26 protein-coding genes are annotated in these 22,989 nt (G+C 72.8%); 16 read left to right on the top strand and 10 right to left on the bottom strand.

Annotated features, from left to right (window positions below; all coding sequences use genetic code 11):
• The first annotated feature begins 38 nt into the window (after positions 1-38).
• On the top strand, positions 39-2,264 hold the full coding sequence (locus AB0C33_RS30445) for a transglycosylase domain-containing protein (protein ID WP_358293903.1): 2,226 nt from the start codon (positions 39-41) through the stop codon (positions 2,262-2,264).
• Between the two features lie 16 nt (positions 2,265-2,280).
• On the opposite strand, the gene ybaK is transcribed toward AB0C33_RS30445, so the two are convergent.
• A complete protein-coding gene (gene ybaK, locus AB0C33_RS30440; RefSeq protein WP_358294295.1) occupies positions 2,281-2,736 on the bottom strand; it encodes a Cys-tRNA(Pro) deacylase in 456 nt (151 codons plus the stop codon).
• Between the two features lie 62 nt (positions 2,737-2,798).
• A complete protein-coding gene (locus AB0C33_RS30435; protein ID WP_357968106.1) occupies positions 2,799-3,536 on the bottom strand; it encodes a helix-turn-helix transcriptional regulator in 738 nt (245 codons plus the stop codon).
• A gap of 55 nt (positions 3,537-3,591) precedes the next feature.
• Between AB0C33_RS30435 and AB0C33_RS30430 the strand changes: the two genes are divergently transcribed.
• Positions 3,592-4,713, top strand: coding sequence for an MFS transporter (locus AB0C33_RS30430; protein ID WP_358293902.1), 1,122 nt, complete (start codon positions 3,592-3,594; stop codon positions 4,711-4,713).
• Here AB0C33_RS30430 and AB0C33_RS30425 read toward each other — a convergent pair.
• The 3 genes from AB0C33_RS30425 to AB0C33_RS30415 all read right to left on the bottom strand — a co-directional run bounded on the left by AB0C33_RS30425 (position 4,710) and on the right by AB0C33_RS30415 (position 7,659).
• Positions 4,710-6,323, bottom strand: a complete 1,614-nt coding sequence (locus AB0C33_RS30425; protein WP_358293900.1) for a trypsin-like peptidase domain-containing protein — start codon at positions 6,321-6,323, stop codon at positions 4,710-4,712. The genes AB0C33_RS30430 and AB0C33_RS30425 overlap by 4 nt on opposite strands.
• Positions 6,324-6,414: 91 nt before the next feature.
• The gene (ligD, locus tag AB0C33_RS30420; protein WP_358293898.1) at positions 6,415-7,416 is read right to left on the bottom strand and encodes a non-homologous end-joining DNA ligase; all 1,002 of its coding nucleotides are present in this window, start codon (positions 7,414-7,416) and stop codon (positions 6,415-6,417) included.
• Positions 7,417-7,464: 48 nt separating this feature from the next.
• Positions 7,465-7,659, bottom strand: a complete 195-nt coding sequence (locus AB0C33_RS30415; protein ID WP_352358385.1) for a hypothetical protein — start codon at positions 7,657-7,659, stop codon at positions 7,465-7,467.
• A gap of 368 nt (positions 7,660-8,027) precedes the next feature.
• Here AB0C33_RS30415 and hisD point away from each other — a divergent pair, with 368 nt between their 5' ends.
• Genes hisD through hisF form a run of 9 tightly spaced genes read left to right on the top strand, consistent with a single transcriptional unit; the run spans position 8,028 to position 14,029 of the window.
• Entirely contained in the window at positions 8,028-9,344 is a 1,317-nt protein-coding gene (gene hisD / locus AB0C33_RS30410; protein ID WP_358293896.1) for a histidinol dehydrogenase, read from the top strand.
• A complete protein-coding gene (locus AB0C33_RS30405) occupies positions 9,341-10,426 on the top strand; it encodes a histidinol-phosphate transaminase (protein WP_358293894.1) in 1,086 nt (361 codons plus the stop codon). Before hisD ends, AB0C33_RS30405 begins: the two co-directional genes overlap by 4 nt.
• A complete protein-coding gene (gene hisB, locus AB0C33_RS30400) occupies positions 10,423-11,016 on the top strand; it encodes an imidazoleglycerol-phosphate dehydratase HisB (RefSeq protein ID WP_352326348.1) in 594 nt (197 codons plus the stop codon). The genes AB0C33_RS30405 and hisB overlap by 4 nt, the downstream gene beginning before the upstream one ends.
• Positions 11,013-11,168, top strand: a complete 156-nt coding sequence (locus AB0C33_RS30395; protein WP_358293892.1) for a hypothetical protein — start codon at positions 11,013-11,015, stop codon at positions 11,166-11,168. The genes hisB and AB0C33_RS30395 overlap by 4 nt, the downstream gene beginning before the upstream one ends.
• The gene (gene hisH / locus AB0C33_RS30390; RefSeq protein WP_358293890.1) at positions 11,165-11,800 is read left to right on the top strand and encodes an imidazole glycerol phosphate synthase subunit HisH; all 636 of its coding nucleotides are present in this window, start codon (positions 11,165-11,167) and stop codon (positions 11,798-11,800) included. Before AB0C33_RS30395 ends, hisH begins: the two co-directional genes overlap by 4 nt.
• Positions 11,797-12,126 (top strand): hypothetical protein, encoded by a 330-nt coding sequence (locus AB0C33_RS30385; RefSeq protein ID WP_358293888.1) that lies wholly within the window; start codon positions 11,797-11,799, stop codon positions 12,124-12,126. Before hisH ends, AB0C33_RS30385 begins: the two co-directional genes overlap by 4 nt.
• Positions 12,127-12,849, top strand: coding sequence for a bifunctional 1-(5-phosphoribosyl)-5-((5-phosphoribosylamino)methylideneamino)imidazole-4-carboxamide isomerase/phosphoribosylanthranilate isomerase PriA (gene priA / locus AB0C33_RS30380; RefSeq protein WP_352326353.1), 723 nt, complete (start codon positions 12,127-12,129; stop codon positions 12,847-12,849). It abuts the gene before it with no gap.
• 32 nt (positions 12,850-12,881) lie between these two features.
• Positions 12,882-13,271, top strand: coding sequence for a Rid family hydrolase (locus AB0C33_RS30375; protein WP_352326354.1), 390 nt, complete (start codon positions 12,882-12,884; stop codon positions 13,269-13,271).
• On the top strand, positions 13,268-14,029 hold the full coding sequence (hisF, locus tag AB0C33_RS30370; protein ID WP_352358369.1) for an imidazole glycerol phosphate synthase subunit HisF: 762 nt from the start codon (positions 13,268-13,270) through the stop codon (positions 14,027-14,029). Before AB0C33_RS30375 ends, hisF begins: the two co-directional genes overlap by 4 nt.
• A gap of 108 nt (positions 14,030-14,137) precedes the next feature.
• Here hisF and AB0C33_RS30365 read toward each other — a convergent pair whose 3' ends face one another.
• From AB0C33_RS30365 to AB0C33_RS30355, 3 genes are all read right to left on the bottom strand, one after another.
• Complete coding sequence (locus AB0C33_RS30365; RefSeq protein WP_358293885.1) at positions 14,138-15,499, bottom strand: glutamine synthetase family protein; 1,362 nt, start codon at positions 15,497-15,499, stop codon at positions 14,138-14,140.
• 62 nt (positions 15,500-15,561) lie between these two features.
• Entirely contained in the window at positions 15,562-15,723 is a 162-nt protein-coding gene (locus tag AB0C33_RS30360) for a hypothetical protein (RefSeq protein ID WP_185844438.1), read from the bottom strand.
• 163 nt (positions 15,724-15,886) lie between these two features.
• On the bottom strand, positions 15,887-16,540 hold the full coding sequence (locus AB0C33_RS30355; RefSeq protein WP_358293883.1) for a TIGR03085 family metal-binding protein: 654 nt from the start codon (positions 16,538-16,540) through the stop codon (positions 15,887-15,889).
• A 117-nt stretch (positions 16,541-16,657) separates the two neighbouring features.
• Between AB0C33_RS30355 and AB0C33_RS30350 the strand changes: the two genes are divergently transcribed.
• The gene (locus AB0C33_RS30350; RefSeq protein WP_358294294.1) at positions 16,658-18,460 is read left to right on the top strand and encodes an ABC transporter ATP-binding protein; all 1,803 of its coding nucleotides are present in this window, start codon (positions 16,658-16,660) and stop codon (positions 18,458-18,460) included.
• Entirely contained in the window at positions 18,457-20,235 is a 1,779-nt protein-coding gene (locus tag AB0C33_RS30345) for an ABC transporter ATP-binding protein (RefSeq protein WP_358293881.1), read from the top strand. The genes AB0C33_RS30350 and AB0C33_RS30345 overlap by 4 nt, the downstream gene beginning before the upstream one ends.
• A gap of 10 nt (positions 20,236-20,245) precedes the next feature.
• Here AB0C33_RS30345 and AB0C33_RS30340 read toward each other — a convergent pair whose 3' ends face one another.
• Complete coding sequence (locus tag AB0C33_RS30340) at positions 20,246-20,635, bottom strand: ATP-binding protein (RefSeq protein ID WP_352358361.1); 390 nt, start codon at positions 20,633-20,635, stop codon at positions 20,246-20,248.
• A complete protein-coding gene (locus tag AB0C33_RS30335) occupies positions 20,628-21,464 on the bottom strand; it encodes an MEDS domain-containing protein (protein WP_358293879.1) in 837 nt (278 codons plus the stop codon). Before AB0C33_RS30335 ends, AB0C33_RS30340 begins: the two co-directional genes overlap by 8 nt.
• A gap of 133 nt (positions 21,465-21,597) precedes the next feature.
• Here AB0C33_RS30335 and AB0C33_RS30330 point away from each other — a divergent pair, with 133 nt between their 5' ends.
• From AB0C33_RS30330 to AB0C33_RS30320, 3 genes are read left to right on the top strand one after another with little or no spacing between them, the layout of a single operon-like run.
• Positions 21,598-21,981 carry an STAS domain-containing protein gene (locus AB0C33_RS30330; protein WP_352358357.1) on the top strand — a complete coding sequence of 128 codons (384 nt, stop codon included), beginning with the start codon at positions 21,598-21,600 and terminating at the stop codon, positions 21,979-21,981.
• Between the two features lie 8 nt (positions 21,982-21,989).
• Positions 21,990-22,325 (top strand): phosphoribosyl-AMP cyclohydrolase, encoded by a 336-nt coding sequence (hisI, locus tag AB0C33_RS30325; RefSeq protein WP_358293877.1) that lies wholly within the window; start codon positions 21,990-21,992, stop codon positions 22,323-22,325.
• Between the two features lie 11 nt (positions 22,326-22,336).
• Positions 22,337-22,987 carry a TIGR02234 family membrane protein gene (locus AB0C33_RS30320; RefSeq protein WP_358293875.1) on the top strand — a complete coding sequence of 217 codons (651 nt, stop codon included), beginning with the start codon at positions 22,337-22,339 and terminating at the stop codon, positions 22,985-22,987.
• The last annotated feature ends 2 nt before the right edge of the window (positions 22,988-22,989 follow it).

Raw genomic sequence — 22,989 nt, 5'->3', positions numbered from 1 at the left:
GGCGTTTGCCGATGATCTGCTGGTTGCAGATCATCTGCGTGACCGTACTCAGATCCATCGGTGGCCTCGCCATGGCGGGGGCGCTCGGCGGGGTGCTGGCGGCGGCACTGGCCGTTCCCGTGGTGAGCGGCGGCGGCCTGGCCGCCAAGAACGTCGCCGACACCTTCGTCGACCTGCCGCCCGCGCCGCGCGAGGAGCCCCTGGCGCAGGTGACCAGGCTGCTGGACAAGGACGGCAGGCAGTTCGCCCAGTTCTACGAGGCCAACAGGACGGCCGTGCCGCTCGGGGCCGTGGCGCCGCTGATGCGCAAGGCCATCGTGGCCATCGAGGACGCCCGCTTCTACGAGCACGGCGGACTCGACGTCCGGGGCACGTTGCGGGCACTGCTCACCAACACGCAGGCGGGCGGCATCCGGCAGGGCGGCTCGTCGCTGACGCAGCAGCTCGTCAAGAACATCCTGGTCGAGAGCGCTCGCACCGATGCGGAACGGGACAAGGCGCGCGCCCCCAACCTGGCCCGCAAGATCACCGAGCTGCGGTACGCGATGGCCCTGGAACACAAGTACCGCAAGGACGAGATCCTTGAGCGCTACCTCAACATCGCCTACTTCGGCGCCGGCGCCCACGGCGTGGAGGCGGCGGCCCGGCGCTTCTTCTCCACCACCGCCTCCAAGCTGACGCTGACCCAGGCGGCCACGCTGGCGGGCGCGGTGCGGATGCCGTACTCGACCGACCCCTCGCTCGGCCGCTCGCACCAGGCGCGGCTGAAGGAGCGGCGCGACCTCGTGCTGGACCGGATGGCCGGGCTCAAGCTGATCACGCAGGCCCAGGCGAGCGCCGCCAAGAGCACGCCGCTGGCCCTGCGGCTGAAGCCCGAGCCGGGCGGCTGCGGGCAGAGCGCGTACCCCTACTACTGCCTGTACGTCCAGAACGAGATGTTGTCGAACCCGGCGTTCGGCAACACCCCGGCCGAGCGGCGGGCCAGGATGGCGAGGGGCGGCCTGGTGATCAGGACCGGCCTGGACCCGGTCGCGCAGCGCGCGGCCGAGCGCGCGATCCGGCGGCACGTCTCGCCGGAGGACACCGAGGTCGCCGCGGAGGCCATGGTCGAGCCCGGCACCGGCCGGATCAGGGCGATGGCGGCCAGCAAGGAGTTCGGCCGCAACCGCGGCAACAAGAAGAACGGCCCGCGGACCACCTTCAACCTGCCCGCCGACGTGGCGCACGGCGGCGGCCAGGGCTTCCAGGCGGGCTCGACGTTCAAGGTCTTCACCCTGGCCACGGCGTTGCAGCAGGGCTGGCGGTTCGGCGACGGCTTCCAGACGCCGGGGGAGCTGGTGCCCGCGCAGGGCTACCGCAACTGCGCCGGCCGGCCGGTCAACGACCCCGGCACGCGCATACTCAACGCCAGCGGCGAGGGCTCGGGCGGCCCGCACAGCATCGAGACCGGCACCTGGAAGTCGGTGAACATCTTCTACATGATGCTGGAGCGCAAGGTCGGGCTCTGCAACGTGGTCAAGACGGCCAGGGCCCTCGGGGCGGTGCGGGCCGACGGCCGGCCGCTGCGCGAGGTGCCGACGTTCACGCTGGGCGTCAACGAGATGGACCCGGTGACGGTCGCGGGGGCCTTCGCCACGTTCGCGGCGCGCGGCTTGCACTGCCGGCCGCTGGCGATCGTGGAGATCACCGACCGGAGCGGCCGGCGCGCGCACGTGCCGCCGTCCTGCGAGCAGGTCATGGAACGGCCGGTCGCCGACGCCGTCAACCACGTGCTGTCCGGAGTGTTCGACAAGGGCACCATGCAGGGGCAGAGCATCGGCCGCCCGGCCGCCGGCAAGACCGGCACCAACAACGGCTACACCTCGGCCTGGTTCGCCGGGTACACGCCGGACCTGGCGGCGGCGGTGAGCCTCGGCGACATCCGGGGCTCCTACCGCTACCCGCTGCAGGGCGTGCAGATCGGCGACCAGTACTACGGCGCCGTGCAGGGGGCGTCGCTGCCCGGCCCGATCTGGGTCGAGTCGATGCAGCAGGCCCTGGACCACACCGAGCCGAGAGGCTTCCCCGGCCCGGACATGGGCCGGTTCGGCGGCGGGTTCACGCCCGGCCTGAAGGAGGCCGAGGCGCAGGAGGAGGACAAGAAGAAGAACCGGCGGCAGGGCGAGCGCGCGTTCTTCCGGCATCACCGGCGGCTGTTCGAGTGGCTGCTCGGGCAGGGCCCGCCCGACCCGTCGTTCCGCCGCCCGCGCCACCGCTCCCGGTAGCCGCCCGGCGGGAGGCTCAGCCCGCCTTGCCGATGGGAGCGGTGACCGCGCGGGTGAGGGTGATCAGGTTGTCGGGGGCGGTCTCGATCTGGAGCCCGCGCCGACCGGCCGAGAAGTAGATCGTCTCGTGGTCGAGCGCCGAGGAGTCGACCACGGTGGGAAGCTGCTTGCGCTGGCCGAGCGGGCTGATGCCGCCCACCACGTAGCCGGTCACCCGCTCGACCTTGGCCGCCTCGGCCATGGCGGCCCGCTTGCCGCCCAGCGCCGAGGCCAGGGCCTTGAGGTCGAGCTTGCCCGACACCGGCACGACCGCCACCGCGAGGCCGCTCTCGGTCTCGGCGACGAGCGTCTTGAAGATGCGGTCGTAGGGAACGCCGAGCGCGTCGGCGGCCTCCTCGCCGTAGGCCTGGGCGCTCGGGTCGTGGTCGTAGGGGTGGAGCGTGAAGTCGGCCTTGGCCTTGGTCAGCGCCATGGTGGCCGGGGTGCCGCCGCCCTTGCCTTTCGTTTTGCTCACGTCTGACAAGTGTAGCGAATCTACATTGTAAAGGCGCGGCCCGGCGTGTACCCGAGCGCCCGCCGGAAGACGTCGATGAACGCGCTGGCCGAGGCCCAGCCGCAGCGATGGGCGACCACGGTCACCGGCAGGCCGTCGGCCAGCAGCAGCAGCGCCTGGTGCAGGCGGAGCTGGGTGCGCCACTGGGGGAAGCTCATGCCGAGCTCGCGGCGGCACAGCCGGGCGAGCGTGCGCTCGCTGGTGCCCGCCAGGGCGGCGAGGGTGGCCAGGGTGCGCCCGTCGGCGGGGTCGTCGTGCAGGGCGGCGCAGACGGCGGCCAGGCGCGGGTCGCGCGCGGCGGGCACGTGGAAGGGCTGTTCGGGGGCGCGTCTGAGCCGGTCGAGCAGGACGGCGAGCAGCCGTTCCCGCTCCTCGCCCACGGGGGCGTCGTCGTCGGTGTAGGCCATGACGAGCTCGCGCAGCAGCGGGCCGACGGCGAGCACGGCGGGCCGGTCGAGGCCGAGCGGGTTGCCGGTGAGCCCGACCAGGCGCAGGTCGGTGCTGCCGTGGGCGCGGTGTTCGTGCACGGTGCCGGCGGGCACCCAGATGGCGCGGTTGGCGGGGGCGACCCAGGTGCCGGCGTCGGTGGTGACGGAGAGCATGCCGGCGCAGGCGTAGGCGATCTGGTGGGTGTCGTGCCGGTGGGCGTCGATGCCCGTGCCGGGGGCCAGGGGGCGGCGGCCGGTGGGCGCCACGGGGGTGTGGCGGATATTCGGCATAGATTGGCATTTTATCGGAAGCAGGCCAGGTCGGGCCGGGGACATCATCGGTGGCGTGAACAGGATCCGGTCGCTGGCGGCGGGGCACGCGTGCGTGGACTTCTACCAGGGCGCGGTGCCCGCGTTGGTGCCGTTCCTGGTGTCCGGGCGGGGGTACGGCTACGTGGCGGTGTCGGGGATCGTGCTGGCGGCCACATTGTCGTCGTCTGTCGTGCAGCCGGTCTTCGGGCTGCTGACGGACCGGTGGCGGATGCCGTGGCTGATCCCGTCGGCCATGGTGGTGGCGGGGGCGGGCGTGGCGTGCGCCGGGGTGACGGGGTCGTACGCGGTGACGTGGCTGGCGGCGGCGGTGTCGGGGCTGGGGGTGGCGGCCTACCATCCGGAGTCGGCGCGGCTGGCCAGGATCGCCAGCGAGGGCGGTCATGTGCGGATGAGCTGGTTCTCCTTGGGCGGGACGCTGGGGTTCGCCTCGGCGCCGGTGCTGGTGACGCCGCTGTTGTCGGCGTGGGGGCTGGGGGCCTCGCCGCTGCTGGCTGTGCCGGCGGTGCTGGGGGCGGTGCTGACGCTCCCGGCGGTGCGGGTCCTGGCGGGCGGCCGGGGCGGGACGCGTCCGGCGGTGCGGGCGGCGGGGCGTGACGACTGGCCGGGGTTCGCCCGGCTGACGTCGGTGATCGTCTTCCGGTCGGTGGTGTACGTCGGCCTGAGTGCGTTCGTGGCCCTGTACGTGGGCGGCGGCGCGGCGGGCGCGGTGGCGTTGTTCGTGCTGTTCGCGGGCGGGGCGGCGGGCACGGTGCTGGGCGGCCGGCTGGCGGCCCGGTGGGGGAGGGTGCCGGCGATGCGGGCGGCGTACGCGGCGGCGGTGCCCGCGGTGGCCGGGGTGGTGCTGGCGCCGGGCCCGCTGGTCTACGTCTTCGTCGCGGCGTCGTCGGTCGCCCTGTACGTCCCGTTCTCCCTGCACGTGACCCTGGGCCAGGATCTCCTGCCGAACCGGGTGGGCACGGCGAGCGGCGTCACGCTGGGGCTGGCGGTGAGCGTGGGCGGCCTGACCAGCCCGCTGGTGGGCGCGGTGGCCGAGGCCGCCTCGCTCAGGACGGCGCTGGCCTGCCTGATCGTCTTCCCGGTGCTGGCCTGGCTGCTGGCGCGGACGCTGCGGGAGCCGGCGTCGGCCGCTGCCTAGCCGGTGGCGGTGCGCAGGCGCAGGACGGCGGAGTTGTCACGCTGGGCGGGGTCGAGACGGGTGGAGGTGACGTGCATGGTGACCGGCAGGGCGGCGTCCGCGTCGCGGCCGACAGAGAGCTTGGCGGAGATGCGGACCGGCCGGCCGGGGTGGATGACGTCGATCACGCATTCGGCCCGGTGGTCGCCGTGGCGGCAGGTGGCGCCGTCGACGGAGGTCAGGGTGGCGCCGGCCGGGAGCGTGAGGGTGACGGGCACCTGGGCGGCGGCCATGAGCCCGCGCATGGTGACGGTCGCGGTGACGGTGGCGGTGCCGCCGCGGCGGACGGGCGCGCCGGGGCCGGCGGCGTCGAGGGAGAGGGAGTCGTAGACGCCTTTGGGGTCGGCCTGGCGGACGATCGCGCCGTAGCCCTCCGCGTTGAGCGCGGTGGCGACGGAGTTGCCGTCGGGCTCGCCGTCCTCCTTGCCCGCCGACAGCACGCCGACCAGGTCGTCGCTGCCGCGGACGACCCATGGCCCGCCGCTGTGGCCCTTGGCCAGGTGGCAGTTGTAGGTCTCCATCCGTCCGGCCGGGTCGCCGGCGCCGGCCAGCCGGGCGGCGAGCATGTCGCCGGTGGTGTTCTCGCCGCGGGCCTGCTGGGTGCGGCCGAGGCACCAGAGCTGGTCGCGGCCGTCGTAGGGCCGGCGGCCGAGCACGCCGGGGTAGCCGGAGGTGGCGATGGTGAAGCGGCCGCCCTCGTTGCGCAGGGGGGTGAAGGCGCCGACGGTGTCCTGCAGGGTGCGGTTCCGGCCGCCGACCTCGACGAGCGCGACGTCGTAGACGGAGTTCCAGTCGCCGCCGGTGCGTCCGGTGTAGGCGTCGGGCTTCCAGGCGCGCCGTCCGCCCCATCTGCCGTACGGCTCGCGCTGCGCGGCGGTGGCGGCGCGGCCGTCGTAGGCGGGGACGAAGGCGAAGTTGGTGTGCCAGGTGCCGGACGCGGAGCCGTCGGGGCTGCTGTAGACGCAGTGGGCGGCGGTGATGACCAGCAGCCTGCTGGCCGAGCGGACGACGGAGGCGCTGCAGGAGTCGTCGCGGCCGGTGGCGTTGACGAAGAACAGGCGTCCGGTGGCGCGGCTGTTGCCGTCGGCGGTGTACGGCCGGCGCACGGGGGCGTAGCCGTTGGCGTCGCCGCCGGGGGTGAGCCGTTTGGCGCCGGGCACGCTGCGCCGCTCGGCCGCACTGTTCTGGGCGGCGCTGTGCTGGGCGGCGCTCTGGGCGGCGGTGCCCTGGGCGGCCGTGTCGTGGCCGGTCGTGCTGGGCGGGAGGGCGACGGCCTTGGCCTTGGCCTGTTTGCCGGGCGTCCAGTAGCGGGCGGCGCGTCCCGGGCGCATGAGCGGCGACGACGCGGCGCCCGGACTGCGATCCCGGCCCTGCACAGGGCGCTGGGCAGGACGCTGGACAGGGCGCTGGGCGGGGCGCTGGGCGGGGTGCTGGGCGGTGGGGGCCTTGAGCGGGGGCGGTTCGGCGGTGGCGGGCGCGGTGACGAGGGCCGTGGCGGGCGCGGTGGTGAGTGTGGTGGCGAGTGAGACGCCGGCGAGCGCGGCCAGCGTGGTGACCAGAGTCTTCGACACGATGTCCCCTTGGGCGGTCCGAAGCGATTCCGATCACTGTAAGTCATGACTTCATCACTTACCGTGCCCAAGCGGGACGTGTCGCGCCCGGTCAGCCCGCCGCGGCGTCCCCCGGGGCGAGGAACTCGGCGGTGCTCGCCTCGCCGGGTTCGCGGTCGGGGCGCAGGCCGCGCCAGGAGGGGTGGCGCAGCCGGCCGTCGCCGGTGACCTCGGCGTACTGGACCTCGCCGACGACGCGGGGCTCGACCCAGTGCGCGTGGCGGGCGTGCTCGCGCGGGACGGGCTCGTTGAAGGGCGGGCCGGGGCGTTCCAGGGGCGTGAGGAGGTCCTGGAGGTCGCGCAGCATCTGCTGGGTGAAGCCGGTGCCGACGTGCCCGACGTAGAGCAGGCGGCCGCGCGGGTCGTAGGCGCCGAGCAGCAGCGAGCCGATCATGCCGGACCGTCGTCCGCCGCCGGGGTGCCAGCCGCCGATGACGACCTCGGCGGCGCTGACGTTCTTGACCTTGGTCCATTCGCCGCTGCGCCGGCCGGGCCGGTAGGGGGAGCCGAGTCGCTTGCAGACGATCCCTTCGAGCCCGAGCTGGCGGGAGGAGTCGAAGGCGCGGTCGGCGTGGTCGGCGAACCACACGGGCACCTCCCAGCGGAAGCCGGGGCGCAGGGTGTCCTCCAGGAGCTCGCGGCGCTCGCGGTAGGGGCGGCCGATCACGCTGTCGGCGTCGAGGTGCAGGATGTCGAAGGCCATGAACGTCACCGGCACCGCCCGGGTGAGCTCGGCGACGGTGGCGGGGTTGCGCTGGTGCATGCGGGGTTGGAGGGCGGCGAAGCTGGGGCGTCCGGTCTCGTCGAAGGCGACGATCTCGCCGTCGATCACGGCCGCGTGCCGGCCGGTGGAGCCGGCCATGAGCTGGAGCTCGGGGTAGGCGGGGGTGATGTCCTTGTTGTTACGGGACATCAGGCGGACCGAGCCGCCCTCGACGTAGGCGAGGGCGCGTACGCCGTCCCACTTCATCTCCACGGCCCAGCCCTCGCCCTGGACGGAGGTCAGGGTGCCCAGCTGGGCCATCATCGGCGCGTAGGCCGGCAGCCCCACCATGGATCATGCCGTACCCCGGGGGGTTGATCGACAGTGGCGGGCCGGGGTCTACAAATGGTCAAGCGGGGTGTCTTCCACCAGTTCGCCGAGGTCTACACCGTGTTCGTCCAGTTCGGACACCGTCTTGCAGTAGCCGCGCAGGTACGTCCGGCCGTTGACGCGGTGGGAGACGCGCAGCAGTGGACGATCATCGAGGATGATCGCCTCCACCAGGATGCCGCCGGGGGCTCGCCACTGTCCCATGCCGCCCAGGGTAGGCGAGTGGGCATAATGGACATGTAATGCGAAAGGCGTTACGAACCGCCTACGCCGCGCCGAGCGGGGCAAACAGCCGCAAGGTTATTTTTAACTCACCGAGACTTTTCTTTGCCGCAGGGTGTTAGACGCCTGCCGCGCCGGGCAGAAGGGGGCCAGGCCATTCCCCCCGGCCGTGACCGCGCCCCCGTGGCGGCCACGGCCACTCGGCCCCGGCTTGGCCCGGTCCGGGGCTCCGGCGGCCGCGAGCGCGGTGTCGGCGAACGCCGCGCTCGCGGCCCCCGTAACGCGTCCGGCCTGCGTCCCGCATTCTGGACAGAAGCGGATCCGGGGTCCGGACTCCGTAGACTGTCAGGGTGATTTCCCGTATTGACATGCGCGGTTCCCTTCCTGCGGACCTGCGCGACGTGCTGCCCCGCGCCGAGCTCGACGTCGAGGCCGCCCTGGAGAAGGTGCGGCCCATCTGCGACGACGTGCGCCATCGCGGGGCGGCAGCCGTACGGGAGCTGACCGCCAGGTTCGACGGTGTCGAGATCGCCTCCGCCCGCGTCCCCGTCGACGTCGTCCGGCGGGCGCTCGACGAGCTCGACCCCCGGGTCAGGGCCGCGCTGGAGGAGTCGATCAGGCGGGCCCGGCTGGTCCACCGCGACCAGCGCCGCTCCGACGTCACCACGCAGGTCGTGCCCGGCGGCACGGTGACCGAGCGCTGGGTGCCGGTCGACCGGGTGGGCCTCTACGTGCCCGGCGGGCGTGCCGTCTATCCCTCCAGCGTGGTCATGAACGTCGTCCCGGCCCAGGAGGCGGGCGTCGCCTCGCTGGCCGTCACCAGCCCGGCCCAGAAGGAGTTCGGCGGGCTGCCCCACCCCACCATCCTGGCCGCGTGCGCGCTGCTCGGCGTCGACGAGGTCTACTCCGTGGGCGGGGCGCAGGCCGTGGCCATGTTCGCCTACGGCACCGAGGAGTGCCCGCCCGCGACCATGGTGACCGGCCCCGGCAACATCTGGGTCGCCGCCGCCAAGCGCCTGCTCAAGGGCCGCATCGGCATCGACTCCGAGGCCGGCCCCACCGAGATCGCCATCCTGGCCGACGAGACCGCCGACCCGGTGCACGTCGCAGCCGACCTGATCAGCCAGGCCGAGCACGACACGATCGCCGCCGCCGTCCTGGTCACCACCAGCCTTGAGCTGGCCGAGGCGGTCGAGAAGGAGCTGCCGGGCCAGGTCTCGGCCACCCGCCACTCCGAGCGCATCACCGAGGCGCTGAGCGGCCGGCAGTCGGGCATCGTGCTGGTCTCCTCGATCGACGACGGCATCAAGGTCGTCGACGCGTACGCGGCCGAGCACCTGGAGATCCACACCGCCGGCGCGGCCGAGGTCGCGGCCCGGATCCGCAACGCCGGGGCGATCTTCGTCGGCCCCTACGCGCCGGTCTCGCTCGGCGACTACCTCGCCGGGTCCAACCACGTGCTGCCCACCGGCGGCTGCGCCTGCCACTCCAGCGGCCTGTCGGTGCAGTCGTTCCTGCGCGGCATCCACGTCGTCGACTACACCCGCGACGCGCTGGCCGGCGCGGCGGCCCACGTGTCGGTGCTGGCCGACGCCGAAGACCTGCCGGCGCACGGCGCCGCGATCCGCGCCCGCTTCGACTGGCGAGTCCCCACGGAGTCAGAGTGAACCCCGCCGATGTGACCCTCGACGACCTGCCGATCCGCGACGACCTGAAGGGCCGCTCGCCCTACGGCGCGCCGCAGATCGACGTGCCGGTCCGGCTCAACACCAACGAGAACCCCTATCCGCCCTCGCCCGCGCTGGTCGCCGACCTGGCGCAGGCCGTCGCCGCGAACGCGGGCGAGCTCAACCGCTACCCCGACCGCGACGCCACCGGGCTGCGCGCCGACCTGGCCGCCTACCTGGGCCACGGGCTGAGCCCCGAGCAGGTGTGGGCGGCCAACGGCTCCAACGAGGTGCTCCAGCAGATCCTGCAGGCCTTCGGCGGCCACGGGCGCACCGCCATCGGGTTCGAGCCGTCGTACTCGATGCACCCGATCCTCACCACCGGCACCAGCACCGAGTGGATCAGCGCCGCCCGCGAGGACGACTTCTCCCTCGACCCCGGCAAGGCCGTCGCGGCGATCGAGGAGCACCGGCCCGACATCGTCTTCCTGGCCTCGCCCAACAACCCGACCGGCACCGCGCAGCCGCTGTCGACGATCGAGGCCGTGCTGGCCGCCGCGCCGGGCGTGGTGGTGATCGACGAGGCCTACGCCGAGTTCGCCCGCCAGGGCACTCCGTCGGCGCTCACGCTGCTGCCGCGCCACCCGAGGCTGATCGTCACCCGCACGATGTCCAAGGCGTTCGCCATGGCGGGCACCCGCCTCGGCTACCTGGCCGCGCACCCGGCCGTGGTGCAGGCGCTGCTGCTGGTGCGGCTGCCGTACCACCTGTCCACGCTCACCCAGACGGCCGCGCGGGTCGCGCTGCGCCACCGCGCCGAGCTGCTCGGCACGGTCGACGCGCTGCGCGCCGAGCGCGACGCCACGGTCGCCTGGCTGCGCGGCAAGGGGCTGTCGGTGGCCGACTCCGACGCCAACTTCGTGCTGTTCGGACGGTTCCCCGACCGGCGCGAGGTGTGGGAGGGGCTGCTGGCACGCGGTGTGCTCATCCGCGAGGTGGGCCCGCCAGAATGGCTGCGTGTGTCGATCGGCACCGGCGAGGAGATGGCGGCCTTCCGCGCCGCGATGGAGGAGGTTCTGTGAGTCGCGTAGGGCGCGTGGAGCGGGCAACGAAGGAGACCTCGGTCCTGGTCGAGGTGGGCCTCGACGGCACCGGCCTGGTCGACGTCTCGACCGGGGTGGGCTTCTTCGACCACATGCTGGCCCAGCTCGGCAAGCACGGTCTGTTCGACCTGACCGTCAAGACCGAGGGCGACCTGCACATCGACTCCCACCACACGATCGAGGACACCGCGCTGGCGCTGGGCGCGGCCTTCCGCCAGGCGCTGGGCGACAAGTCCGGCATCCGGCGGTTCGGCAGCGCGTCGTGCCCGCTGGACGAGTCGCTGGCCCAGGTCACGGTCGACCTGTCCGGGCGGCCGTACCTCGTGCACACCGAGCCCGCGGGCATGGCCCCGATGATCGGCCCCGACTACGACACGACGATGACCCGCCACATCCTGGAGTCGCTGGTGGCCCAGGCGGCCATCTGCCTGCACGTGCACGTGCCGTACGGGCGCAACGCCCATCACATCGTCGAGGCCCAGTTCAAGGCGCTGGCCAGGGCGATGCGCGAGGCGTCCGAGCTCGACCCGCGCGCCTCGGGCGTGCCGAGCACCAAGGGTGTGCTGTGACCGACAACCTCATCGCGGGCGTCATGGTGTTCCTCGGGCTGTTCCTCGGCGGCGGCGTGTTCTCGCTGGCCAAGCAGGGTCTCAAGGTGGGCGCCGCGGTCTGCGCGCTCGGCGCGGCGATGGCGATCACGGCAGGGGTGTTGTGGTGGTGAGCAAGAACATCGTGGTGCTCGACTACGGCTCGGGCAACCTGCGCTCGGCCGAGCGGGCCCTGGCCAGGGTGGGCGCGGACGTCACCGTGACCGCCGACTTCGACACGGCGCTCAACGCCGACGGGCTGGTCGTGCCGGGCGTCGGCGCGTTCGCGGCCTGCATGGCCGGGCTCAAGGGCGTGCACGGCGACCGGGTCATCGGCCGCCGCCTGGCCGGCGGGCGTCCGGTGCTGGGCATCTGCGTCGGCATGCAGATCCTGTTCGCGCGGGGCGTCGAGCACGGCGTCGAGACCGAGGGCTGCGGCGAGTGGCCCGGCACGGTCGAGCGACTGGAGGCGCCCGTGCTGCCGCACATGGGGTGGAACACGGTCAAGGCGCCCGCTGAGAGCGTGCTGTTCGCCGGGCTCGACGCCGACACCCGCTTCTACTTCGTGCACTCCTACGGCGTGCGCGAGTGGGAGCTGCAGCCGGCCGACCCCGGTTTCGCCGCGCCCGTGGTGACCTGGGCCGAGCACGGCGTGCCGTTCGTGGCCGCCGCCGAGAACGGCCCGCTCATGGCCACCCAGTTCCACCCGGAGAAGTCCGGCGACGCCGGAGCCGCCCTGCTGAGGAACTGGCTAGAGACGGTATGAGCAAGGAGCGGGCGCGCCGGCGGGCCGAGCGGGAGGCCGAGCGGGCGCGCGCGATCCGGCTCAACGAGGAGCGGCAGGCGCGCCGCGCCCGGCGCCGCGCCCTGATCGCCCGCCTGATCCCGCGCCCGGTCCGGTTCGCCCGGCAGGGCGGCCTGATCGCCCGCCGCCATCGCGCCCAGAACGTCGCGGTGGCGCTCGGCTTCCTGATCGTGCAGGCGATCGTGTGGCTGGTCTGGGGCTCGCCCGCGGTGAGCCTCGCCGTGTTCGTCTTCTCCCTGCTGCTCGCACCTGTTGTCGTGACCCTCGCTTTCGACCGGAGGACCTGAATGTCGCTCGTATTGCTTCCCGCCGTGGACGTCGCCGATGGCCAGGCCGTACGCCTCGTCCAGGGTGAGGCCGGGACCGAGACCGGCTTCGGCGAGCCGCTCGCCGCGGCGCTGGCCTGGCAGGAGGCGGGCGCCGAGTGGATCCATCTGGTCGACCTCGACGCCGCGTTCGGCAGGGGCTCCAACAAGGAGCTGATCAGCGAGGTGATCGGCAAGCTCGACGTCAAGGTGGAGCTGTCCGGCGGCATCCGCGACGACGAGTCGCTGGCCGCCGCCCTGGCCACCGGCTGCCGCCGGGTCAACATCGGCACCGCCGCCCTGGAGAACCCCGACTGGTGCCGGAAGATCATCGCTGAGCACGGCGACCGGATCGCGGTGGGCCTCGACGTGCGCGGCACCACGCTGGCCGCCCGCGGCTGGACGAAGGAGGGCGGCGACCTGTGGGAGGTGCTCGACCGCCTGGAGGCCGACGGCTGCCCCCGCTACGTCGTCACCGACGTGACCAAGGACGGCATGCTGCAGGGGCCCAACCTCGACCTCTACCGGCGGATCTGCGCACACACCGACAAGCCCGTGATCGCCAGTGGCGGCGTGTCCAGTCTTGACGACCTGGTGGCACTGGCTTCTCTCGTCCCGGACGGAGTGGAGGGAGCCATCGTGGGCAGGGCCCTGTACGCTCACGCGTTCACTCTTGAGGACGCGCTGGCCGCGGTACGCGTTTAGCTTCGCCGGGAGGGGGCGGAATGAGCGTCAGCATGGAAAGCACCGGTCCGAGGGTGTTCTCGGGCGGCATCTGGGAGGAGAAGTACGGGTACGCCCGCGCCGTGGTCGTGGGCGAGCGCGTGATCGTCTCCGGGTGCACGGCCACGATCGACGGCGAGGTGCGCCACGTCGGCGACGCCTACCGGCAGAGCCTGACCGCCATCGACATCGCGCTGGACGCCGTCGAGGTCGGCGGCCTGACCCGCGAGGACGTCGTCATGGTCCGCTACTACGTGGTGGAGCAGCGCCACTTCGACCTCGTCGGCCGGGCCATCTACGAAGTCTTCGGGCACGTGCGGCCCGCCTGCACAGGAGTGAGGGTCGCCGGGCTGGTCGACCCTCGAATGCTGGTCGAGATCGAAATCGAGGCACTGCGAGCATGACCGTAGCGGTAAGAGTGATCCCCTGTCTCGACGTCGACGCCGGGCGGGTCGTCAAGGGCGTCAACTTCGAGAACATGCGCGACGCGGGAGATCCGGTCGAGCTGGCCAGGCGCTACGACGAGGAGGGCGCCGACGAGCTGACCTTCCTCGACATCACCGCCTCGTCGGGCGAGCGGGAGACCATGCTCGACGTGGTGCGCAGAACCGCCGAGCAGGTGTTCATCCCGCTCACCGTGGGCGGCGGCGTGCGCGCGGTCGACGACGTCAACCGGCTGCTGCGGGCCGGGGCCGACAAGGTGTCCCTGAACACCGCGGCCATCGCCAGGCCCGAGCTGCTGACCGAGGCGTCGCGGCGGTTCGGCGCGCAGTGCGTGGTGCTGTCGGTCGACGCCCGCCGGGCGCCGGGCATGCCCAGCGGGTTCGAGGTGACCACCCACGGCGGCCGGCGCGGCACCGGCATCGACGCGGTGGAGTGGTCGGCGCGCGGTGAGGAGCTGGGCGTCGGCGAGATCCTGCTCAACTCCATGGACGGCGACGGCACCCTCGACGGCTACGACCTGGAGCTGCTGCACGCGGTGCGCGCGGCGGTGCGGGTGCCGGTGATCGCCAGCGGCGGGGCCGGCCGGCTGGAGGACTTCCCGCCGGCGATCGAGGCCGGGGCCGACGCCGTGCTGGCCGCCAGCGTGTTCCACTTCGGCACGCTGAAGATCGGCGACGTCAAGGAGACACTGCGCATGGCGGGCCACCCGGTCCGCTGAGGCACGTGGTCCGTTGAGGCCACCTGGTCCGTTGAGGGCGCCTGGTCCGTTGAGGCCGCCTGCCGGCCCCGCCCGCGCGCGGCCGGCAGGCGCGGGGCCGGCGGGCGGTCAGAACACCCGCAGGTGGTGGAAGAGCTCGTAGGAGGCGTCCTTGGCGGCGAACGCGGCCGCCTCCGAACGTTTGACCGCCAGGTACGCGCTGCGCCGCAACGGCCCGAGCGCCTCCATGAGCACCTCGTCGGCCTCCAGCGCGTCGAGCGCCTCCTCCAGGGAGCCGGGCAGGCGGGGATAGCGGTCGGGCACGGTGTCGGGATCGATGTCCACGGCCTCGCCCGGGTCGAGCTTGCGGCGGATGCCGTCGAGCCCAGCGTGGATGACCGCGCCGAGCGACAGGTACGGGTTGGCCGAGGAGTCCGACGGCTTCAGCTCCAGGTTCGGCTCGCCGCTCTCGCCCAGCGGCGAGCACACGCGCACGGCCGCCTCCCGGTTGTCGGGGCCGTACACCGCGTACGCGCTGGACCACATGCGGGGTGAGAGCCGGCGGAAGCTGTTGACGCTGCCGCAGGTCAGGGCGGTCAGGCCGGGCAGGTGGGCGATCAGGCCGCCGATGAAGTGCGCGCGTTCCGCGCCGTCCTCGGCGATCAGGTTGTGGGTGTCGCGCCACAGCGACAGGTGCAGGTGGGCGCCGTTGCCGGCCTGGTCGGCCAGGGGCTTGGGGGCCAGCGAGGCCCACATCGACATGCGCATCGCCACGCCGCGCACGGTCTCCCGGTAGAGCACGTGGTTGTCGGCGGCGCGCAGCGGGGGCGCGTGGTGCACCGACAGCTCCTGCTGGCCGGGGCCGAGCTCGGGGTGGTAGTGCTCGACGCGCAGGCCCTGGGTCTCCAGCGCGCGCATGAGCCTGATCGTGTAGTCGTGCGCGGTGTCGAAGCCCGTGCCGGCATAGCAGAGAGAGTCGTCGAGCGGCACCAGCCGGTCGGGGCCGCCATTGGGGTCGGGCAGGCGGCGGCCGAGCGTGAACTCGGGCTCGAAGGCCGCCTCGATCCGGTAGCCGTCGCCGGCCAGTTCCGCCACGGCGTCCTTGAGGAACGTGCGGGCGCAGGCTTCCCACGGTGAGCCGTCGGGCCGCCGCAGGTCCGACAGCATCGCGGCGGCGCCCGGTGCATGGGGCAACGGGACGAACGTGGCCGGGTCGGGGACAATGCGAACCTCGCCCACCGGACCCAGGTGCTCGACCTCCTGAAGCTGGTCGAGCATGTTCATCGCCATCATGGCCACCGTGTGCCCGATGCCCGAGTTGAGCCGTTCGGCCAACCGGGACCGGGACGCCGCCTTGCCACGGACCACGCCACCGTGGTCGGCGTACAGGAAACGGATCAGCTCGATGCCTTCAAGCTCTGCCCGTTCGAGGACGCGCCGGGCCTGCGGATCGAGCTGATTGATCTTGTTGCCGCTGGGGCGATCTCTCATCCTGCCTGCGTAACACGATCTGTCAGCGCGTGGAAGCACCTAGCGCGGACAGAACGCGAACATCAGGTCAGAACATTCGTAAAGAAGACCGCCAATTGGTTGGCTCCTTGGACAATTCCGTCAAACACGCCGTTGACCGCGGCCGCCGCCTGGGCCGGCCGGGTGAACAGGTAGAAGACCACGAACGCCACCAGAACGTACGTAGCCACCTTCTTGACCTGCATGGGGGGCCTCCTGCAGTCCATTCCCAGCCGTATATACCCGGATCTGGGCGATCACGGTCATCTTCTGTGAAGATGTCCAAGATCCTAACCGGGGGGCTTCTTTCCTGTGCCATCGTACGGGCTGGAGGTTTAAGACGAGGGGTTTCTGGGCCGAGGGTTTCGGTCAGAATCCGAGCCGGGCTTCGGTTGCCCGGCTCACCGCCGCGTCGTCGCCGGTCAGCTCCACCCTGGCGTGCTCCTGCCGGCCGAAGCAGAACAGCAGCAGCTCCTGGGCCGTGCCGGTGACCTGAACCTTGGCGCCCTCCCGAGCCCCGCCGAGCGCCACCCCGCCGACCGCCCCGCCGACCGCCCCGCCTCCCGCGCGGCGCAGCACCAGGCGCACCGGCGAGCGGCGCAGCATGATCCGGGCGCCCGCCGACACCCGCTTCCAGATGAGCTCGTCGAGGTCGGCCGGCAGCTCGCGCGGCTCCCATCCGGGCTGCGCGCGGCGCACGTCCTCGTGGTGGACGAAGAACTCCAGCGTGTTGACCGCCTTGTCCAGGAAGGGCAGCAGCCCGTAGACGCCGCCCGGCCGGCGCGCGATGCCCACCAGCTCGGGGTAGGGGTGCCTGGCCTTCAGGCCGTTCTGGACCGAGGCGGTGTAGCCCGCCAGCGCGCTGATCCCGATGCCGCCCATGGCGTCCGGCCGGCGCTCGCGCAGCACGAGGTGGGCGGCCAGGTCGTAGGTGGTCCACCCCTCGCACAAGGTGGGCGCGTCGGGGCCGAGCCGGTCGAACAGGTCGCAGAGCGCGGTGCGTTCGCCACGAGCGTGAGTCACCCGGTCAAGCCTACCTGTGGGAATAAGGAGACGATCGGCCGTGATAGGGACATAGATAGAAATATCGACGTTTGAAGGGAAAAATACCGAGTGGCGAGCAAGGTCACCTCGGCCGTCATGCGTCAAGGACTGCGGGTCCTTGGGGTGGCCATTCGCACGGAGAGAGCCGTGTTCGCGATGGCCGCGCTGGCCAGCGCGGTCTACGGCGGCATGACCGTCGCCTCGGCCTGGGCACTGGGCTGGGCGACGCAGAACGTGGTGCTGCCCGCCTTCGACCAGGGCCGGACCTCCGCCGGCGCCATGTGGACCGGCGCGCTGCTGATCATCGGCACCGCGCTGCTCAAGGCGATCGGCGTGGCGGGGCGGCGCATCCTGGCCGGCGTCGTGCAGTACCGCATGCAGGCCAGGTCACGCAGGGACGTGACCAAGCAGTACCTGCGGCTGCCGCTGTCCTGGCACCACCGGCACCCGACCGGGCAACTGCTGTCCAACGCCAGCGCCGACGCCGAGGCCGCCTGGGCGCCGCTCGCGCCGCTGCCGATGGCCGTCGGCGTGCTGGTCATGCTGTTCACCGCGGCCGTCGCCATGCTGTTCACCGACCTCGTGCTCGCGCTGGTGGGCTTCCTGATCTTCCCGGCCATCGCCGTGCTGAACCTGGTCTACCAGCGCCGGCTCAGCCCCCTGGCCACCCGCGCCCAGCAGCTGCGCGCCGAGGTGAGCGAGATCGCGCACGAGAGCTTCGACGGCGCGCTGGTCATCAAGACCCTCGGCCGCGAGGAGCTGGAGACCGACCGGTTCCGCCGCCGCGCCCACGAGCTGCGCGACGCCAACATCGCCGTCGGCCGGGTGCGCGGGCTGTTCGACCCCATGCTGGAGGCGCTGCCCACGATCGGCGTGCTCGCCGTGCTGGGGGTCGGCGCGCTGCGCCTGTCCACCGGCTCGATCGACTCCGGCGACCTGGTTCAGGTCGCCTACCTGTTCACGCTGCTGGCCTTCCCGATCAGGGCGCTGGGCTGGGTGCTGGCCGAGCTGCCGCGCAGCGTCGTCGGCTGGCAGCGGGTGCAGGCCGTGCTCGACGCCGAGGGCTCCATGGACTACGGCGACGCGCCCGTGGCCTCGTCCGGGCCCGCCGAGCTGAAGGTGGCCGGCGTGTCCTACGCCTACGACCAGGCCGAGGTGCTGCACGACGTCACCTTCGACGTGCCGCCCGGCCGTACCGTGGCCCTGGTGGGGCCGACCGGGTCGGGCAAGTCGACGCTGGTCCAGCTGCTGGTCCGGCTCGTCGACCCCGGCTCCGGGCAGGTGCTGCTCGACGGCGTCGACGTGCGTGACCTGCCCTACGGCGCCATCGCCGGCTCGGCCGCGCTGGTGCCGCAGCAGACGTTCCTGTTCGACGACACCGTACGCGGCAACGTCGCGCTCGGCCTGGACGCCGGCGACGAGGACGTGTGGGCGGCGCTGCGCCTGGCCCAGGCCGACGGCTTCGTCGGCCGCCTGGGCGACGGGCTCGACACCCGCGTCGGCGAGCGCGGCGCGTCGCTGTCCGGCGGCCAGCGCCAGCGCATCGCGCTGGCCCGCGCGGTGGTCCGCCGCCCCCGCCTGCTCATCCTCGACGACGCCACCTCCAGCGTGGACCCCCAGGTCGAGGCCAAGATCCTGCACGGCCTGCGGGACACCGCGGAGGCCACGACCGTCGTGGTCGTCGCCTACCGGATGGCCACCATCGCCCTGGCCGACGAGGTGGTCTACCTCGACCACGGCCGGGTCGAGGACCGCGGGACCCACGAGGAGCTGCTCGTGCGCTGCCCCGGATACCGCAACCTGGTGACCGCCTACGAGCGCGAGGAGGCCGAACGGGCCGCCATCGACCTGTCGCCGGCCCCGGACGCCGAAGAGGAAGAGGAAGAGGTCAGCGCATGAGCGAGGCGCTCCAGGGCAACGTCGAGCGGTCGGCGCTGGCCACCATCTGGCACGGCCTGTCGCTCACCCCCGAGTTCCGCAAGGGGCTGGCCGGCACGCTCGGGCTGGCCGTCGTGGCGACCATTGGCAAGATCATCGTGCCGATCGCGGTGCAGCAGACGATCGACACCGGCATCAAGAGCGGCACGCCGGACCTGCCGTACATCACCCGGGCCGTCCTGGTGTGCGCCGCGGCCGTGCTGCTGACCGCGCTGGCCGGCTACATCATGAACGTGCGCCTGTACAAGGCCACCGAGTCCTCGCTGGCCAGCCTGCGCGTGCGCGGGTTCCGGCACGTGCACGACCTGTCGGTGCTCACCCAGAACAGCGAGCGGCGCGGCGCGCTGGTCTCGCGGGTCACCAACGACATCGACCAGATCAGCACGTTCATGCAGTGGGGCGGGCTGATGATCATCGTGGCGTTCGGCCAGCTCTTCGTGGCCAGCGTGCTCATGCTGGTCTACTCCTGGCAGCTCACGCTGCTGGTGTGGGTGTGCTTCGTGCCGCTGATGATCGCGCTGCCGCGGTTCCAGCGGCTGTTGTCGCGGGCGTACACGACCGTGCGCGAGCGGACCGGCGACATGCTCGCCGCGGTCAGCGAGTCCGTCGTCGGCGCCGCCGTCATCAGGGCCTACGCCTCCGAGCGGCGTACCGCGGACCGCATCGACAAGGCCGTGGACGCCAACAGGACCGCGCAGATCAAGGCGCAGACCATCGTCGGCTTCGTCTTCCCGCTGACCGAGATCGTCGCCGCGCTGGCCATCGCCGGGATCGTGCTCCTCGGCGTCCGGCTCGGCGTGTCCGGCGACATCACCGCGGGCAAGCTGGTGGCCTTCCTCTTCCTGGTCACGCTGTTCGTCTCGCCGCTGCAGACCGCCACCGAGGTGCTGAACGAGGCCCAGAACGCGGTGGCCGGCTACCGCCGCATCCTGGGCGTCCTGGACACCCCGCCGGACGTCGCCGACCCCGGCGAGAAGGGCGTGCGGCTGCCCAGGGGCCCGATCTCGGTGGCCTTCGAGAACGTGCACTTCTCCTACCCGGGCGGCCCGCCCGTGCTGCGCGAGGTCTCGCTGGAGATCCCGCCGCGCTCGCGGGTCGCCGTCGTCGGCGAGACCGGGTCGGGCAAGACCACGTTCGCCAAGCTGCTGACCCGGCTCATGGACCCGGTCGGCGGCCGCGTCACGGTGGACGGCCACGACCTGCGCGACGTGCGCTTCTCCTCCCTGCGCGAACGCATCGTCATGGTCCCCCAGGACGGCTTCCTGTTCGACGGCACCCTGGAGGACAACGTCCGGTACGGCAGGCCGCCGGCCACCCGCGAGGAGATCCAGCTCGCGATGACCGAGCTGGGCCTGGCCGACTGGGTCGAGGGCCTGCCCGCGGGCCTGGACACGCCCGTCGGCCAGCGCGGGGAGTCGCTGTCGGCGGGCGAGCGCCAGCTCGTCGCCCTGGCCCGCGCCTACCTCGCCGACCCCGACCTGCTGCTGCTGGACGAGGCCACCTCGGCCGTCGACCCGGCCACCGAGGTGCGCCTGGCCCGCGCGCTGGAGGGCGTCACCAGGGGCCGCACGGCCGTCTCGATCGCCCACCGGCTCTCGACGGCGGAGAACGCCGACGAGGTGCTGGTGTTCGACGCCGGCCGCCTGGTGCAGCGCGGCCCGCACGCCGAGCTGGTCACCCAGCCCGGCGTCTACGCCGATCTGCACGCCTCCTGGGTCTCGGCGGCGCACTCCTGATCGCGCGTTCCTAGTCGAGGGCGGCGGCGAACGTCACGCTCGTGCCCGCGGGGCCGGACACGATCGTGATGTGGTCGCACAACATCCGGGTCAGCCACAGCCCCCGCCCGCGGAACTCCAGCCCCGCGGGCGGGCGCGCCTCGCCCATCCAGCCGGGCGGCAGTCCGGGGCCCTGGTCGGTGACCTCGCACCACAGCCGTCCCTCGCCCGACCACAACCGCAGCCGTCCCTGGCCGCCGCCGTGCAGGACCGCGTTGGTGGTGATCTCGTTGACCGCCAGCACGAAGTCCTCCAGCCGCCGGCCGCTCAGCCCCTCGTAGGCGGCCTGCTCGGCCACGGCCCTGCGCAGGAACGTGATGCGCCCGCGCGCGAAGGTCGCGCGCAGCACCTGCCTACCCATCGCCCACCCGGCGGACGACGACGTGCGTGTCGGCCCTGACCAGCCGGAGCACCCGGGCCACCCGTTCGGCGCAGACGACCACGGTCGAGCCGTACGGCCTGGCCGCGGCCGTGACGGTCAGCAGCCGGGCCGAGCCGGCGTCGATGAAGTCGAGGTGGGAGGCGTCGATCACGACCTGCCCCGGCTCCTTCTGCAGCGGCGACAACACCGAGCCGAACGCCGGCCTGTTGGTCAGGTCTACGTCGCCCCACACCCGCAGCCCCGGCGGCGAGGAGGTGCTGGCGAAGCGCAGCAGGGCCTGCTCGGGCGCGATGGGGTGCACCGCGGTGGCCCGCTCGATGGCGTCGAGGGGGAACAGCTCGCGGTCGTACTGGCACACCGCGGCCAGCCAGCGCTCGCCGAACAGCTCGTTGGCGGTGGCCTCGAACGCCGCCTGGGCCTGCGCGTCGCGCGCTCCCCAGGAGGCGTCGATCAGCGCGTAGACGCCGTGCTGGCCGTGCCTGCGCGCCCGGTGGTGGGCGTCGGCCAGGGCGTGCAGCAGGCGGTCGGGGTCGAGGCGGCCGTCGGTGAAGTGCGTGTCGGCGCAGGACAGGATCTCCACCTGCCCGGCCGCCTCGGCGTCGTCGAGCCCCGGGACGAGCGGCGCCAGCCAGCCCCGGGTGCGCTCAGGGGTCTCCGCATGGGTGATGATCACCACCTTGGTCCGGCGGCGCAGCCCGTTGAGTGTGAACTGCCTGGTCGTCGTCATGCGCTCCCGCTCGCCCTCGAACGGCAGGCAGACGTGGTCCCCCAGATCCGGGTCGAGGACCGAGCCCGCGACGTGCACCACGATGTGTCCTCCCTAGCACGCGTCGCCTAGAAATTACCGTGATGCCCGCGATCACGTAGCGCGTTCTCGGCAAAACACACCGTCACCCGTTCCCGCCGGTGTACGTTTTCGGCGGGGCCGCCCAGGAAGGGTCATGAAAGGCATGGGCGTGGACGTACTGGAGACGACGCACAGCAGGCACGGGGACATCGTGGTGGTCGCCCTCGCGGGCGAGGTCGACGTGGACAACGTCGCCCGGGTCAGGAGGTGTCTCGACGAGGCGATGGCGGCCGACGGCACGCGGCTGGTGGTCGACCTGACCGGGCTGACCTTCATCGACACCACGGGGCTCGGGGTCCTGGTGCGCCAGCTCGCCGCGTTGCGCGACAGGGACGGCACGATGGCGCTGGTGGCCTCCGACGGCCAGGTGCTGCGGCGGCTGCGCAGGACGAACCTGGCAGCCCTGTTCCCCATCCATGACACCTTGTCGCAGGCGCTGGCCCAGCCGGAGGCGGGAGCACGGGGGAGGGCTGGTTGAATGGCACCATGTCCCTCGACCCCGAGATCGCCGCACGGCTGAAGCGCAACGCGGACGGCCTCGTGCCCGCCATCGCCCAGCAGCACGACACCGGCGAAGTGCTGATGATGGCCTGGATGAACGACGAGGCGCTGCACCTCACGCTCACCACCGGCCGGGCCACCTACTGGTCGCGCAGCCGCGACCGGCTGTGGGTCAAGGGCGACACCTCCGGGCACGTCCAGCACGTCAAGAGCGTGGCCCTCGACTGCGACGGCGACACCATCCTGCTCAAGGTCGACCAGGTCGGCGCCGCGTGCCACACCGGCGACCGCACCTGCTTCGACGCGGGTCTGCTCGGTTAGCGGCTCCCGGCATGACGTCTGGTGAGGTTTCCGGCAAGGGCTCCGGGAACGGGCGGCGCGAGTTGTGGGCGTGGCTGGCGCTGACCGTCCTGGGCAGCTGCCTGGTGCTGCTGGCGGCCGGTCAGGTCTGGGTGCGGGTGCTCGGCGCGCAGGCCGCCGACGCGGTCGCGCCGACCGGCGGCGACCTGAGCCCCGTGCTCTCGCCGCTGGCGCTGGCGGGGCTGGCGGGCGTGGTGGCCGTGCTGGCGACCAAGGGCGCCGGGCGCCGGGTCGTCGGCGCGCTGGTCGCGCTCTGCGGCGCGGGCGCGGCGGCGGGCACGTGGGCGGGGCTGGCCTCGGCCACCGTGACCGGCTGGCTGCGCGAGCACAACGCGGTCCGCGCGGTGGCCGGCCTGCCCTGGGAGCCGGTGCCGGGCTGGCCGGTCGTGGCCGGGCTCGGCGCGTTGCTGCTCCTGGCCGGCGGCGTGCTGGCGGCGGTGCGCGGCGGCAGGTGGGCGGGCATGTCGTCGCGATATGACAGGGCCGCCGACGCGACGGACGAGCGGGCGGGCGACAGGCCGGGCGCGGTCGCGGCCACGGCCCGCAGGGGCCACGAGGACCGCGAGTTGTGGGACGCGCTCGACCGCGGCGACGACCCGACGGAGTCCCCGGAACCCCGCTGAGG

Origin of the sequence: Nonomuraea sp. NPDC048881 (genome assembly GCF_040649795.1) — a bacterium.
Taxonomy (GTDB): Bacteria; Actinomycetota; Actinomycetes; order Streptosporangiales; family Streptosporangiaceae; genus Nonomuraea.
The sequence above is the reverse complement of the archived record's forward strand: the minus strand, read 5'-3'. Positions and strand labels throughout refer to the sequence as shown.

What these genes read in the sequence shown, in the direction of transcription:
- AB0C33_RS30375 (WP_352326354.1), top strand. Translation starts at nt 12,882, where the DNA reads ATGGAAAGCACCGGTCCGAGGGTGTTCTCGGGCGGCATCTGGGAGGAG.
- AB0C33_RS30350 (WP_358294294.1), top strand. Translation starts at nt 16,658, where the DNA reads ATGCGTCAAGGACTGCGGGTCCTTGGGGTGGCCATTCGCACGGAGAGA.
- hisF (WP_352358369.1), top strand. Translation starts at nt 13,268, where the DNA reads ATGACCGTAGCGGTAAGAGTGATCCCCTGTCTCGACGTCGACGCCGGG.
- AB0C33_RS30330 (WP_352358357.1), top strand. Translation starts at nt 21,598, where the DNA reads ATGAAAGGCATGGGCGTGGACGTACTGGAGACGACGCACAGCAGGCAC.
- AB0C33_RS30320 (WP_358293875.1), top strand. Translation starts at nt 22,337, where the DNA reads ATGACGTCTGGTGAGGTTTCCGGCAAGGGCTCCGGGAACGGGCGGCGC.
- AB0C33_RS30345 (WP_358293881.1), top strand. Translation starts at nt 18,457, where the DNA reads ATGAGCGAGGCGCTCCAGGGCAACGTCGAGCGGTCGGCGCTGGCCACC.
- AB0C33_RS30415 (WP_352358385.1), bottom strand. Translation starts at nt 7,659, where the DNA reads ATGGGACAGTGGCGAGCCCCCGGCGGCATCCTGGTGGAGGCGATCATC.
- priA (WP_352326353.1), top strand. Translation starts at nt 12,127, where the DNA reads ATGTCGCTCGTATTGCTTCCCGCCGTGGACGTCGCCGATGGCCAGGCC.
- hisI (WP_358293877.1), top strand. Translation starts at nt 21,990, where the DNA reads ATGTCCCTCGACCCCGAGATCGCCGCACGGCTGAAGCGCAACGCGGAC.
- AB0C33_RS30340 (WP_352358361.1), bottom strand. Translation starts at nt 20,635, where the DNA reads ATGGGTAGGCAGGTGCTGCGCGCGACCTTCGCGCGCGGGCGCATCACG.
- AB0C33_RS30360 (WP_185844438.1), bottom strand. Translation starts at nt 15,723, where the DNA reads ATGCAGGTCAAGAAGGTGGCTACGTACGTTCTGGTGGCGTTCGTGGTC.
- ligD (WP_358293898.1), bottom strand. Translation starts at nt 7,416, where the DNA reads ATGGTGGGGCTGCCGGCCTACGCGCCGATGATGGCCCAGCTGGGCACC.
- AB0C33_RS30365 (WP_358293885.1), bottom strand. Translation starts at nt 15,499, where the DNA reads ATGAGAGATCGCCCCAGCGGCAACAAGATCAATCAGCTCGATCCGCAG.
- AB0C33_RS30385 (WP_358293888.1), top strand. Translation starts at nt 11,797, where the DNA reads ATGAGCAAGGAGCGGGCGCGCCGGCGGGCCGAGCGGGAGGCCGAGCGG.
- ybaK (WP_358294295.1), bottom strand. Translation starts at nt 2,736, where the DNA reads ATGGCGCTGACCAAGGCCAAGGCCGACTTCACGCTCCACCCCTACGAC.
- AB0C33_RS30435 (WP_357968106.1), bottom strand. Translation starts at nt 3,536, where the DNA reads ATGCCGAATATCCGCCACACCCCCGTGGCGCCCACCGGCCGCCGCCCC.